Raw genomic sequence first — 12,801 nt, 5'->3', positions numbered from 1 at the left:
GAATTCGGGCGGGCCCGATGTGCTCTGATCGCGTAGACTGCAATGGATCACGTCTGTCAGGGCCAGATTCGACTCGCGCAGGGCCGGGAAAGAAAACAGGCCGCACCCGGATAGGGTACGGCCCGAAAAATCCGCCAAGCGGAGCAGGATCAGCTGTTGACGCTGTCCTTGAGTGCCTTGGCAACGGTAACCTTGACCTGCTTGTCAGCCGGCTTGGTCATCATTTCCTGGGTCTGGGGATTGCGAACCTGACGCTCGGGGCGGGCGCGGCAGGCGACCTTGCCGATACCCGGCAGCGTAACTGCGCCGCCATTCGACACTTCGCGGGTCACGACCGCGGTGATCGCGTCCAGAGCTGCAGCAGCGGATTTCTTGTCCGAGCCCAGCTCTTCTGCCAGAGCGGCCACAAGTTGCGTTTTCGTCATCGGTTTCGCGGAAGGCGTTGCCATAATTTCTGTCTCCTCTCGCCCTGTTTCATGCGCTAACAGTTTGCGCCATTTTCGGCATAAAGCTTGCTACACACGGTTTTGCGGGGCAGATCAAGCCTTTTTCGCCAAACTTTGCGAATTCGGCGTGATTTCGTGCAGATTATGGAGTTTCACAGGAAGGCAGTCTCACTGAATGATCGCAATTTGCGCGAATGGATACGCTCCAGCGGCATTTCGCGCAGCTTTTCCATTGCGCGGATGCCGATCAGCAGATGGTTCTCGACCTGGGTCCGATAAAATTCCGTCGCCATGCCGGGCAGCTTCAGCTCGCCATGCAGCGGTTTGTCGCTGACACAAAGCAGCGTGCCATAAGGTACCCGGAAGCGGAAGCCATTGGCGGCGATCGTCGCGCTTTCCATATCAAGCGCGACAGCACGCGACAGCGACAGGCGATGCACCGGGCCGGAATGGTCGCGCAGTTCCCAGTTGCGGTTGTCGATGGTGGCGACCGTCCCGGTGCGCATGATCCGTTTCAGCTCGTAGCCATCGAGTTGGGTGACCTCGGCCACGGCTTCCTGCAGGGCAACCTGAACCTCGGCCAATGCCGGGATCGGCACCCAGACCGGCAGATCGTCGTCCAGCACGTGATCCTCGCGCAGATAGGCATGGGCCAGCACGAAATCGCCGAGGCTTTGCGAATTGCGCAGCCCGGCGCAGTGACCAACCATCAGCCAGACATGAGGGCGCAGGACGGCGATATGATCGGTCGCGGTTTTCGCATTCGAAGGGCCGACCCCGATATTGACCAGCGTGATCCCCTGCGAACCGGGGCGCTTCAGGTGATAGGTCGGCATCTGCGGCGTCCTGACCTGAGGCGGAAGGGGCTGATCGGGCGCCGTGATCTCGTGATTGCCGGGGACGACGAAGGATTCATAACCAAGCGAGGGATCGGCGAGGGCGCGGCGCGCGAATGCCTCGAACTCGTCCACATAGAACTGATAATTGGTGAACAGGATGAAATTCTGGAAATGCTCGGCCGCCGTCGCGGTGTAATGCTGCAGCCGGGCCAGCGAATAATCGACGCGCTGCGCGGTGAAGGCGGCAAGATGCTGCGCGCCGTCCGGCAGCAATCCGGCGACCCCGTTCACGATATCGTCGTTCATCGTGTCCAGTTCCGGAACGTCGAACACATCACGAAGCGAGAAGTCGAGCACGCCTTCCTGCGGAACGTTGAGATCCTGGTTGGCAAGGGAAAAATGCATTGGAATCGGGGTGTCGCTGCTGCCGACACTGACGGGAACGCCGTGATTGCGGATCAGAAGGCCGATCTGTTCGGTCAGATAGTTGTTGAACAGATCCGGGCGGGTGATCGTCGCGGCATAGCTTCCCGGTTGGGTGACATGGCCGAATGACAGCCGCGAATCGATCTTGTCGTGACCCGAGACGATCAGGCGGAGCTCTGGATAGAAGGCGCGATAGCGGGCCTTCGGCCGCTCTCCGCCCAGAAGTCTGATGAAGTGATCCTGCAGGAAGCCGGTCGCCTCGTCATAGAGTTCGCGCAGCCGCGAAACAGCCTCCGCGGCATCGGTAAACTGCTCGCGCGCGGAAGGCCGCGGCGTCTCGACCGGCAGAAAACGCGAATCCGTGTCCATTTTTTCAACCTCTTTTCCGCAACCCTGCCCGCCCTGTCTGCGACAAGCAAGCGTCTGGCGCAGCTTTGCCGCGGGCGTTAGGCTGATGTCATGGAAATGCTGATCTTCGGTCATGGCTATACCGCCGCTTATCTGACACCCGTCGCGATCTCGCAGGGGTGGCGGGTCACCGGCACCACCAGAAACCACCCGGATCGCGTCGCGGCTGCCGGAGCCTTGCCCTTGCTGTGGCCGGGGCAGGAAGCCGAACTCCGCGAGGCCGTTACCCGCGCCGATGCCATCCTTGTTTCCGCGGCGCCCGCGGAAGGCGGTGATCCGGTGCTGACGGATTTCGCCGAAAAGCTGGCACAGGCGCGGCCCCGCTGGCTGGGCTATCTTTCCACGACCGGGGTTTATGGCGATCGGGGCGGCGGCTGGGTCGATGAAGACAGCGCGCTTGCGCCCTCGACTGCCCGCGGCCGGATGCGGGTTGATGCGGAGCATGACTGGCAGGCATTGGCAGACAGGCACGACCTGCCCTTGCATATCTTCCGGCTGGCGGGAATCTACGGTCCGGGACGGGGGCCCTTTGCCAAGCTGCGAAACGGCACGGCGTGGCGGATTGTCAAGCCGGGACAGGTATTTTCGCGGATCCATGCCGAGGATATTGCCCGGATTCTGATGGCGTCGATCAATGCCCCCGAAGCCGGGGCGATCTATAATCTGTGCGATGACGATCCTGCCCCGCCGCAGGATATCATCGCCTGTGCCGCCGAGATGCTGGGCATGCCGATTCCTCCGGCCGTGCCTTTCGAAGAGGCCGATCTGGGGCCGATGGCGCGTTCTTTCTATGCCGAAAGCAAACGGGTTTCGAATATACGGATCAAGCGCGATCTGGGCATCACGCTGAAATACCCCGATTATCGCAGCGGCCTTGCCGCGATCCTTGAAGCGGAGGGCGACGGGTGACATTGCTTTTGCCCGTGTGCCATGCATGAGTGCCGCGCATGACGACTGATTTTGACATCGTGATCGCGGGCGGCGGGCTGAACGGCCCCGCATTGGCGCTTGCTCTTGCCGGGGCGGGGCTGCGCGTGGCCGTGATCGACCCGCGGCCTGCCGATGCGCGGGCAGCGGATGAATTCGACGGGCGCGCCTATGCGCTTGCCGTGGCCTCGCAGCGGTTGTTGCGGGCGCTTGGATTATGGGGCGGGCTGGAGGGCGAAAGTCAGCCCATCCGCGAGGTCAAGGCGTCGCAGGGGCAGCCCGGAGAGGGGGCCGCCCCGTTTTTCCTGCATTTCGACAGCGCCGAGATCGAGGAAGGCCCGGTTGGTTACATGCTGGAGGATCGTTTCCTTTACCGTGCGCTTCTGACGGGAATGGATGGTTCCGTCACGCATATGCCGGGTGTTTCGGTCATCTCGCAGGAGATCGGGGCGGCGCATGTCACCGCCGGCCTGTCTGATGACCGGCAGATCACGGCGCAATTGCTGATCGGGGCAGACGGGCGCGGTTCGGGCGTGGCGCGGCGGGCAGGCATCGCGCGTCAGGGATGGGATTACGGGCAGACAGCGCTTGTCGCCGCGATCGATCATGAATTGCCGCATGAAGGCATCGCGCATCAGTATTTCATGACGACCGGCCCGCTGGCGATTCTGCCTCTGCCGGGCAATCGCAGCAGCGTGGTCTGGTCGGAAACGGATGCCAATGCCGGAGCGATCAAATCCCTGCCCGATGACGAGTTCCTGCGGGTGCTGGAACCCCGGTTTGGCGGTTTCATGGGCAAGATCGCATTGGCAGGGCAGCGTTTTTCCTATCCGCTGAGCCTGTCCCTGGCGGAATCCTATACAGCCCCTCGGATCGCATTGGTCGGCGATGCGGCGCATGGGGTGCATCCGATTGCCGGGCAGGGGCTGAATCTCGGGCTACGCGACGTCGCGGCGCTTGCGCAGGTGATCGTCGAGGCGGCGCGGCGCGGCGAGGATATCGGCGCCGTGGATGTGCTTGAGCGGTATCAGCAATGGCGCCGGTTCGACGCGACCAGCCTTGCATTGGGAATGGATACGGTGAACCGGCTGTTCGCAAGTGAAAATCCGGTGGTTGCCGCTTTGCGGGGCGCGGGCATGGGCGCGGTCACGGCAATCCCGGGCCTGCGGCGGCGCTTCATGCGGCAGGCGGCGGGACTGTCGGTGGATCCGATGCCAAGGCTGCTGAACGGGCAGGCGCTTTGAGATACCGGGCGGCCGGCGGCGGCAGGCGATATGCGTAAAGCTTGATCGCCTGCGCATGTCCTAGATAACCACTTTCTCCAGGAAAGGGCGATTTTCCAGAACCCGTTCGAAGCCAAGTTCAGACAGGTCAAGCGTACGGAAACCGCCGTAAACGATCAGTTCCGATACGCCGCGCCCGGTGGCCGGGGCCTGTTGCAGCCCGTGACCCGAGAACCCGTTCGCAAAGATGAAATTCGGCATCTGCGGATTCGGTCCAAGGATCAGGTTATGATCCAGAACGTTGAAGGCGTAATGCCCTGCCCATTGGTTCACGGGCTTGATCGCCTCGAAAGCTTCCGAGCGGGCGGCAAGCGCGGGCCAGATGATATCCTCGAATTCCTCGTAGCGGGGTTCGAAATCATCGGGATCGACGGCCACATCATTGTGCGGCGGCGCGCCGGTCAGGAAATAGCGGCCCTCGGGGCGGCAATAGACGCCAGAGACATCCACCATCAGCGGCAGGCGCCCGTCATTGACCCGCGCGCTGCCTTCGGGCGAGCGGGCGCAATCGAACACGAAAGAGGTTCGCTTGCGCGGCTCGACCGGGATATCAAGCCCTGCCATCCGCGCGGTCAGTGCTGCCCGGGGACCCGAGGCATTGACGATCCATCCGGCATTGATCTGCCGCCCGGATTTCAGCGTGACCGAACCCGCCCTTTGCCCGTCATGGCCGATCGCTGTGACCTCATCACTCAGATATTCCGCGCCCTGCGCCCGGGCCCGGGCCTTGAAGCCCTGCATCATGCCCATATTGTCGAACCATCCCTCGCCCGAACGGCCATATGACGCCAGCAGAATGTCATCCACGCGCAGATGGGGGAAGGCATGGGCCAGTTCCTCGGGCGTCCACAGGATCACATCGGCGCCGCATGCCCGCTGCACCCGGTGCTTTTCGCGCAGGGTTTCCACGCCATCTTCCGTGCTGGCCATGAACAGGTAGCCGCCCGGATGGAAGTTCAGATCAGGCCGGTGATCGCCCGCCGCCATCATCGAGGAAAATTCCTGAATGACCTCGAAACCGTATTGGCTCATCCGGACATTGATCTCGTTCGAGAATTGCGTGCGGATCGAGGAGGAAGACAGAGCGGTCGAGGCATTCGCATAGGTCGGATCGCGTTCGATGACGAGGACCGAGCCGGCGAAATCGGGATTGGCAGTCAGATAATAGGCCACTGCCGAGCCGATGACGGCCCCGCCGATGACGATGACGTCACGGCTTTCGCTCATTGCCCGGGCTCATTGTCGGGATGGCCCAGATCAACGAACCAGCCTCCCAGATGGCGGGTCGTCGCGGCCATGTGATCCAGCGGCTCTGTCGTGGCTTCGACCTGTGCCCGATAGGGTTCGGAACTGTCCTGCGGCACGAAGCCCAGATGCGCGGCTTTCGAATTGTCCACAAGTTTTGCGCGATTGTCCGAGACGCCGAATATGGTGCTGTGCCCGACATAATTCGCTGTCAGGCAAGAGGCGACAAGCCGGATGCAATCATCATAGCTCAGCCAGGATCCCAGCATCCGCCGGTCCGCCGGCTCCGGAAAACACGAGACGATGCGCAGGCAGGCGGTCTCGATCCCGAACTTGTTCCAATACAGGCTGCTGAGCGCTTCGACGAAACATTTCGAGACGCCATAAAGGCTGTCTGGCCTGACCGGGGCCTGGGTATCGATATGCGAATCGCTGGCGTGATAGCCGACCGCGTGGATGGACGAGGCATAGATCACGCGCTTGACCCCATGTTTCCGTGCGCCTTCGTAGATATGATAGCTGCCGCGAATGGTGGAATCGAGCACGTCGTTCCAGACCCGTTCGCGCGAAGCGCCGCCGAAATGGACGATGGCATCGACATCGCGCGTGGCGCCGATCGTCGCGGCCTCGTCGGACAGATCGAAGGTCAGCCCTTCTTCATGCGCCTGCAAATCCGGGATCGGCATCCGGTCGGCAAGCCGCAGATGATTGGCCAGCGGCGCAAGCCCTTCGCGCAGCTTGCCGCCAAGATCGCCTGCCGCGCCGGTGATCAGGATGCGGTTGAACGGTTTCGCCATATCGGTTGCCTTTCGCATTCGGTTGGATTTTGAAGGCGAAGCTAACGCGGTTCAGGGGGAGTTGGAAGTGCAACCCGGGGATAGGTCATTCTGGAAACCCCGCCCGGAATCAAGGGCCGAAAGGCCCGCCGTGCCTTGCACGCATTTGCATGACGGGCAGCGCCCGACCGCCCCGTCGTGCTTTGCACGCATTCGCGTGACGGGCGGGCGCTTTGGTGACGTTGTCCTGCGGGCCCGGCGTCGTACGGAGTTGCACCATAAAGTGAAAACCACATTTGTCATTGCGCCCACCCGCGGTTGGGCACTGCCCGGCTCTGTTTGGTCAGAGATACTCCTCCCGAAAACCAAAAGCCGGGCCAGAGAAATCTCCAGCCCGGCCCGTTCCGATCTTCCCGTGATTATTCCGCAGGTGCCGGGTTCGGCGTGGCGATGTTGAACCAGAACCCGAATGTATCCAGCAGCGACATCACCTCTTGCAGCTTCGCGGGATCGCCCTCGAATTTTACGTTGCCGGCCTGCGCGGCCTCCTGCATCGTGGTCTGCTGCAGAGTGATCGCGTCCAGCACCGCCCGGTCAAGCGTGATCGTGGTATCGGCCGTATCCGATTGCACGCCTTCCGAATGGTTCAGAACGCCGTTTTCCAGTTCCAGAAGGTATTTCTTGCCCACATCCGGAAACACGAAATTCAGGGTGATTTTCCTGCCGTCGGCCTTCGGATGATTCAGGCGTACGGCCATGTAGTCGAAATAGAGATCAAGGCTCATGGCGCGCAGGGTGTCGGGCGTGACGGCGTTCGGCGTGGGTAATTCCGTGACGCCGTACCGCAGTTCCTTTGCAGCCGACAGGTAGAAGTTCCGCCAGACGCCGGATTCCGCCTGATAGCCCAGCTGTTCAAGCGCATCCGCCTGCAAATCCCTGGCGGCCTGATTCCCGGGATCGGCATAGACGACATTGTTGACCAGTTGCGCCACCCATCGGTAATCGCCCGCCTCATAGGCTTTGCGGCCATGTTCCAGCACCGCATCCGCGCCGCCCATCACCTCGACATAGCGTTTCGCGGTCTCGACCGGGGGCAGAGGGTTCAGGTTGGCGGGATTGCCGTCGAACCAGCCCAGATACAGCATATAGGTCGCTTTGACATTGTGATTGAACGTCCCGTAATAGCCACGGTTCGAGAAACTTTTCTCGATGGCGTCGGGCAGGTCGATCATCTCGGCGATTTGGTTCATCGTATAGCCGTGATTGGCCAGCCGCAGCGTTTCATCATGGATGAAGCGGTACATGTCGCGTTGCAGTTTCAGATGCCTGACCGCCTCGGCATTGCCCCAGACCGGCCATTGATGCTGATTATACAGGATCTCGACCTTGTCGCCCCAGCGCTTGATGGCGGCATTCAGGTATTTGGACCATTCAAGCGGATCGCGGACCTTCGCGCCGCGCAGGGTATAGGTGTTGTGCAGCATATGCGTCGCTGTCTCGGCCATGTTCAGAACCTTGAGTTCCGGCATGTAGAACACGAATTCCGATGGCGCTTCAGAGCCGTTTGCCATCATGAATTCATAGACCTGACCATCGATCGTCTCGCGATGCCCGTCCTTGCTGATGTAATCCGTGGGCGGGATCAGGGTGATCGCGCCGGCCGCAGTGGTGGTGCCCAGCCCCGAGCCGACCTGCCCCCTGGGATCCGGGGGCAGCAGATTGCCGAACTGATAGCTGGCCCGTCGCGCCATGGCGTTGCCCGCAAGCACATTCTCGGCGATGGCATGTTCCATGAAGCCTTCGGGAGCATAGATTTTCACCTTTCCCGCCGCCACATCGGCCTCATCCACCACGCCGCGCACACCGCCGAAATGATCGGCGTGGCTATGGGTGTAGATCACCGCCTTTACCGGTTTCTCGCCGCGATTGGCGTAATAGAGATCAAGCGCCGCCTTCGCTGTTTCCGCCGAAACCAGAGGATCGATGACGGTGATGCCCTCATCGCCCTCGATCACGGTCATGTTCGACAGGTCGTAATTGCGGATCTGATAGATCCCGCCGGTGACTTCGAACAGCCCGCCGATATTCACCAGTTGCGACTGTCGCCACAGGCTGGGATTTACGGTTGCGGGCGCATCGGCATTTTCTTGCAGAAAGGCGAATTTCGCCGGGTCCCAGATCGGCGCACCACTCGCGCCGGTAATCACGTCCCCGGGCAGGGGCGCGATAAAGCCGCGACGGGCGTCTTCAAAGGACTGCCGATCCTCGAACGGCAGGCTTTCAAGAACGGCGGCGTTGGCTGCCTGCGTTGCCCCGGTCGCGTCTTTCCCGTCCTGGGCCAATGCCGCGCCGGCCACGGTCAGCCCGAATGCCGCCGCGATGATATGCAATCTCATTTTACCTCCTGAACTGAGACATGACGGCGGGATGTTTCCCGAACACCACGCTGCGTAATCTAGAAAAACCGCTGCAGGGCGGCGGCAAAACTGCCCGCAAGCTGCTCTTGCGTTTCTTCGCCGCGATTCTGCATCAGATAGTGGAACAACCCGTCGAGTACCGCATAGCCGAATGCGGCGGCGCTGGTATCCTCGTGGCCCGCCGCCCGCATCGCATCGGCCACCGTATCGACCAATGCGGCCTCTATCTCGGCGACGATAGGGCGGAAGGCGGGGTCGAAAATCGCCTGATTGCGGATGTCGTACCACAGGCGATGCGTCGGCAAATCCTCGGTCATCGAGCGGACCAACTCATCCGCAAGCGCCGCGATTACCGCATCCCGTCCCTTGGCCTTCATGACCGAGCCGCGGACCCGGGCGATGAACTCGGCCTTATAGATCCGTACGCAATAGGTGATCAGCTCTGCCTTGTCGGTGAAGTAATAGGTCAGGCTGCCAAGGGACATGCCGGATTGCGCCGCGATATCGCGCAATGTGGTGTTGGCGTATCCAAGCTGTTTCAGGGCATCCAATGTGCTGACAGCGATTTCAGCCTTTTTGGCCTCACGCTTGGTTGCCTTGCGATTGGCGCGCTCTTCCAGCTTGGTGATCGGATCGGGGATATGTTGATTCATCGGTTCTCTTTTCGATTCAGCCCCGCAAAGCGTTCATGAAGATCTTTGGCAGTTTGGACCAGCCGGGACGATGCTGGAAGTCGACCAGAAGTTTGCCCAGCCGATCCTGACGCCGATTCGTGATGAACCACGGTGGGCGCGGCAACAGCGTCCGCCCGCCACTCAGCAGATTGCGCGGAAAGGGCCGAAACGGCGCCTCGACCACCGTGCGTTCGGTCTTTTCCAGCATCAGGCAATTATGCACGGTACCGATGCCGCTTTGCACATCCTGAAGGCTGTGGCCGGGAAAGGCGCCCCACGGACAGGGAGGCAGCAAAAAGCCCAAGCCGGTCCATGCGTTGACGGCGATGGTGCCATAGCGCAGTTCCGCGATGATCTCTGTAAAGCGCGTGCGCCCGATGGAGCGAAGCGTTTTCGGATGGATCAGGATATTCGCGCCCAGGGTACCATGCAGCTGGTCATTGGCATAGGCGACGGCGCGGCGCAGGAAGTCCTCGGGATCGGAAGCATCCAGCCGGGTGCGCGACATGGCGGGGGCGAAAACCTCGGCTTCGCGGAAATAATCGGAATGGCCGGTCTCGGTCACGATCAGGGCAGGGGCATCGCCACGCGGCAGTTTTACCCGTTCGGACGATTTCGCCATGTAAATTTCCATCCGGTCCACGGCACCCGGATAATAGGCGGGACGGGCCGAGCGGGCGACGACCGCCTTGGCGGCCTCGAACAATGCCGGGCCAAGTTCCCAGCCCCTTTTCGTGATGATGACCTGACATGCGATGCAGTTGAAACCGGAATTATGCAGTTTCTGCGTGACGATATGTTCGGCCTGAAAACGGATATCTGCCGCGCTCCACGGTCCGGGCACGACGATTGTCGGGCAGACCGCGCCCAGTTCCGAGGTGAAGCGCCTGTTGTTGCGGGGCGTGCCGCTGGCGCGATTGCGCCTGCCCTCCTCGCCCGTACCCCAGACGATGGCGTCATGGGTCGCCTGCGAGCCGGTGATATGCATCTCTTCGACCAGCGGATGTTCGGTCAGATAGGCGCCGGTCGCGCCGTCGCCGCTGACGATCCGCAACGCGTTCCGCCGGATCAGCGGCGCAAGCGCGGTTTTCAGGAATGGCGTCAGGTAATCATTCACCGGGTTCATCTTGAGAATGCAGACCTGATTCTCATTGAACAGTTTGTGGAACACGTCCAGCGGCGCGATCGAGGCGATATTTCCGGCGCCAAGGATCAGGGCCACCTTGCCCTGCCGCTGTTCGGGGGGGATATCATAGGCGACCGCCGCATGGGACGCCAGATTGTCATCGGTGACGCCCGGCTGCATCCAGATATCGGCGCTCACTCCCGACAGCAGAAACCGGTCCCAGATCGAATGGGGCATGACTTTCAGGGCAAGCTGGCCATTGGGCAACTGGCGGCGCGGGACATGGCTCAGGAATGCTTTGCCCTCCATTTCCGCAAAGGTCTGTGACAACCCGTTGCAGGCGGACATCAGGGCATAGGGGCCGGATATCCATTCTTCACCCTCGAGGGGGCTGCCTTCGGGAAGCTGCTTGGCGCGTGACGCGATTTTCGCCCAGTCCTCGGCCACGGGCAACAAGGCGTCCTTGATCTCGGACAGGATCGCCAAGCGCTCCTTGATCGAGATGCGCGCCCAATCATGTTTGGCTTCGTCCAACTCCTGCAGCGCTGTATCAAGCGCTCCGTGATCGGTAATCGAATGCATGGCATTCATGCCCCGTCCTCCGTCAGAATCCGTCCGTATTTTTCGCGCAGCTTGTTCTTCTGCACCTTGCCAGTCGCACCGATGGGCAGGCTGTCCACGAAGATCACCCGGTCGGGAACCTGCCATTTCGCCACCTTGCCGTCATAGCTGGCCAGCAATTCGGCCTCTTCCACGGTCGAGCCTTCGGCGCGGATGCAGATCAGCACCGGGCGTTCATCCCATTTGGGATGATAGGCCGCGATTGCGGCGGCATTGCCGATGCCGGGATGGGCAATGGCGATATTTTCCAGATCGACCGTGCTGATCCATTCGCCGCCCGATTTGATGATATCCTTGGCACGGTCGCGGATGACCATGTAGCCATCGGGATCCAGCGTGGCGATATCGCCGGTGTCGAACCAGCCGTCTTCGGTCAGGGCGTTCTCGGCCTTGCCGTAATAGCTTTCGACGATCCAATGCCCGCGGATTTGCAGATTGCCCTGACGTTCGCCGTCATTGGGCTGCAACTGCCCTGTTTCGCTGTCGATCACCCGCAATTCGACTCCGAACAGGGGGCGTCCCTGACCGTGGCGCAACCTGCGCTGTTCGTCCTGCGACAGCTCCAGATGCTTGTGCAGCAGCTTGTTCAGCGTGGCGACCGGGGCGGTTTCGGTCATTCCCCATGCGTGGATCAGTTCGACCCCGTATTCCTCGCGGAACGCATCGATCATCGAAGGGGGCAACGCAGTGCCGCCGACAAAGGTCCGTTCGAGCAGGGGCAGTTTCCCGCCCGAGGAGCGCAGGGCCTGCAACAATCCCATCCAGATGGTCGGCACACCGAAAGCGACATTCACCCGCTCGTCATTGATCAGGTTCATCAGGCTTTCGCCATCCAGTTTCGGTCCCGGCATGATCAGCCGTGCCCCGGCCATTGCGGCGATATAGGGGATACCCCATGCGTTGACGTGAAACATCGGAACCACCGGCAGCAGCGAATCCATGGCCGAGATGCAGGTGCCATCCGGCTGATTGGCCCCGAAAGCATGCAGGACCAGCGAACGATGGGAATATTGCACGCCCTTGGGATTGCCCGTGGTTCCCGATGTGTAGCACAGCGCCGCGGCCGAACGCTCATCCAGATCCGGCCATTGGTAATCCGGATCGCCCTGTTCCAGAAGCTCGTCGTAGAACAGCAGCCCCTCGATCATTCCGGCAGCCTCATCGTCGCGCGGGCCCATCAGAACGGCATGTTTCACGGTTTTGAAATGCGGGCATAATTTGGCGGCGGCGGGCAGGAAGGTGCGGTCGAAAAAGATCACCTCGTCGCCTGCGTCATCGGCGATGAAGATCAACTGTTCAGGGGTCAGTCGCGGATTGATGGTATGGGTCACGCGACCGCCCGCGCCGACGCCGAAATAGATTTCCAGATGGCGGCGGTTGTTCCATGCGATCGTGCCGCAGCGCGCACCCGCCGGGATCCCCAGCCTGTCCAGCGCCGAGGCCAGCCTGCGGGCATTGGCCTGGGTGGTGGCCCAGTCGCTTCGCGCGGTTCCGCCGGTCGTCTCGACCGAGACGATCTCGGTGCCGCCGTGATACCGGGCGGCATGGTCGATCAGGCTGCCCGTGGTCAGCGGCTGATACATCATCGTTCCACTCATGACATTTCCTCCCGT

The 12,801-nt window shown here is 61.4% G+C and carries 10 protein-coding genes; 2 read left to right on the top strand and 8 right to left on the bottom strand.

Annotation, left to right across the window (positions count from 1 at the left end):
• Positions 1 to 149 precede the first annotated feature (149 nt).
• Both D3P04_RS22455 and D3P04_RS22450 read right to left on the bottom strand, forming a co-directional pair.
• A complete protein-coding gene (locus D3P04_RS22455; protein WP_119752118.1) occupies positions 150 to 449 on the bottom strand; it encodes an HU family DNA-binding protein in 300 nt (99 codons plus the stop codon).
• Between the two features lie 149 nt (positions 450 to 598).
• Complete coding sequence (locus D3P04_RS22450; protein ID WP_119752120.1) at positions 599 to 2,080, bottom strand: AMP nucleosidase; 1,482 nt, start codon at positions 2,078 to 2,080, stop codon at positions 599 to 601.
• A 90-nt stretch (positions 2,081 to 2,170) separates the two neighbouring features.
• Between D3P04_RS22450 and D3P04_RS22445 the strand changes: the two genes are divergently transcribed.
• Both D3P04_RS22445 and D3P04_RS22440 read left to right on the top strand, forming a co-directional pair.
• Positions 2,171 to 3,028 (top strand): SDR family oxidoreductase, encoded by an 858-nt coding sequence (locus D3P04_RS22445; protein WP_119752117.1) that lies wholly within the window; start codon positions 2,171 to 2,173, stop codon positions 3,026 to 3,028.
• A 38-nt stretch (positions 3,029 to 3,066) separates the two neighbouring features.
• Positions 3,067 to 4,290: a UbiH/UbiF/VisC/COQ6 family ubiquinone biosynthesis hydroxylase gene (locus tag D3P04_RS22440; protein ID WP_119752116.1), complete on the top strand. Its 1,224-nt coding sequence runs from the start codon at positions 3,067 to 3,069 to the stop codon at positions 4,288 to 4,290.
• A gap of 60 nt (positions 4,291 to 4,350) precedes the next feature.
• Here the strand turns inward: D3P04_RS22440 and D3P04_RS22435 are convergent, their stop codons facing one another.
• The 6 genes from D3P04_RS22435 to D3P04_RS22410 form a co-directional block, all read right to left on the bottom strand.
• Positions 4,351 to 5,556, bottom strand: a complete 1,206-nt coding sequence (locus D3P04_RS22435) for an NAD(P)/FAD-dependent oxidoreductase (protein WP_119752115.1) — start codon at positions 5,554 to 5,556, stop codon at positions 4,351 to 4,353.
• A complete protein-coding gene (locus D3P04_RS22430; protein ID WP_119752114.1) occupies positions 5,553 to 6,371 on the bottom strand; it encodes an NAD-dependent epimerase/dehydratase family protein in 819 nt (272 codons plus the stop codon). Before D3P04_RS22430 ends, D3P04_RS22435 begins: the two co-directional genes overlap by 4 nt.
• Positions 6,372 to 6,769: 398 nt before the next feature.
• A complete protein-coding gene (locus D3P04_RS22425; RefSeq protein ID WP_119752113.1) occupies positions 6,770 to 8,746 on the bottom strand; it encodes an alkyl/aryl-sulfatase in 1,977 nt (658 codons plus the stop codon).
• A 59-nt stretch (positions 8,747 to 8,805) separates the two neighbouring features.
• Positions 8,806 to 9,420 carry a TetR/AcrR family transcriptional regulator gene (locus tag D3P04_RS22420; RefSeq protein WP_119752112.1) on the bottom strand — a complete coding sequence of 205 codons (615 nt, stop codon included), beginning with the start codon at positions 9,418 to 9,420 and terminating at the stop codon, positions 8,806 to 8,808.
• Positions 9,421 to 9,436: 16 nt separating this feature from the next.
• Complete coding sequence (locus D3P04_RS22415; RefSeq protein ID WP_119752111.1) at positions 9,437 to 11,158, bottom strand: aldehyde dehydrogenase family protein; 1,722 nt, start codon at positions 11,156 to 11,158, stop codon at positions 9,437 to 9,439.
• Positions 11,155 to 12,786 carry a long-chain-fatty-acid--CoA ligase gene (locus D3P04_RS22410; RefSeq protein WP_119752110.1) on the bottom strand — a complete coding sequence of 544 codons (1,632 nt, stop codon included), beginning with the start codon at positions 12,784 to 12,786 and terminating at the stop codon, positions 11,155 to 11,157. The genes D3P04_RS22415 and D3P04_RS22410 overlap by 4 nt, the downstream gene beginning before the upstream one ends.
• Positions 12,787 to 12,801: the final 15 nt, after the last annotated feature.

The sequence above is a fragment of the Paracoccus onubensis genome (assembly GCF_003591515.1).
In the GTDB taxonomy this organism is placed as follows: domain Bacteria; phylum Pseudomonadota; class Alphaproteobacteria; order Rhodobacterales; family Rhodobacteraceae; genus Paracoccus; species Paracoccus onubensis.
This window is presented reverse-complemented; position numbering and strand designations above follow the sequence as displayed.

Excerpts from the sequence above, each read along its gene's own strand:
- D3P04_RS22430 (WP_119752114.1), bottom strand. The coding sequence starts at position 6,371 with ATGGCGAAACCGTTCAACCGCATCCTGATCACCGGCGCGGCAGGCGAT.
- D3P04_RS22425 (WP_119752113.1), bottom strand. The coding sequence starts at position 8,746 with ATGAGATTGCATATCATCGCGGCGGCATTCGGGCTGACCGTGGCCGGC.
- D3P04_RS22420 (WP_119752112.1), bottom strand. The coding sequence starts at position 9,420 with ATGAATCAACATATCCCCGATCCGATCACCAAGCTGGAAGAGCGCGCC.
- D3P04_RS22445 (WP_119752117.1), top strand. The coding sequence starts at position 2,171 with ATGGAAATGCTGATCTTCGGTCATGGCTATACCGCCGCTTATCTGACA.
- D3P04_RS22415 (WP_119752111.1), bottom strand. The coding sequence starts at position 11,158 with ATGAATGCCATGCATTCGATTACCGATCACGGAGCGCTTGATACAGCG.
- D3P04_RS22455 (WP_119752118.1), bottom strand. The coding sequence starts at position 449 with ATGGCAACGCCTTCCGCGAAACCGATGACGAAAACGCAACTTGTGGCC.
- D3P04_RS22435 (WP_119752115.1), bottom strand. The coding sequence starts at position 5,556 with ATGAGCGAAAGCCGTGACGTCATCGTCATCGGCGGGGCCGTCATCGGC.
- D3P04_RS22410 (WP_119752110.1), bottom strand. The coding sequence starts at position 12,786 with ATGAGTGGAACGATGATGTATCAGCCGCTGACCACGGGCAGCCTGATC.
- D3P04_RS22450 (WP_119752120.1), bottom strand. The coding sequence starts at position 2,080 with ATGGACACGGATTCGCGTTTTCTGCCGGTCGAGACGCCGCGGCCTTCC.
- D3P04_RS22440 (WP_119752116.1), top strand. The coding sequence starts at position 3,067 with ATGACGACTGATTTTGACATCGTGATCGCGGGCGGCGGGCTGAACGGC.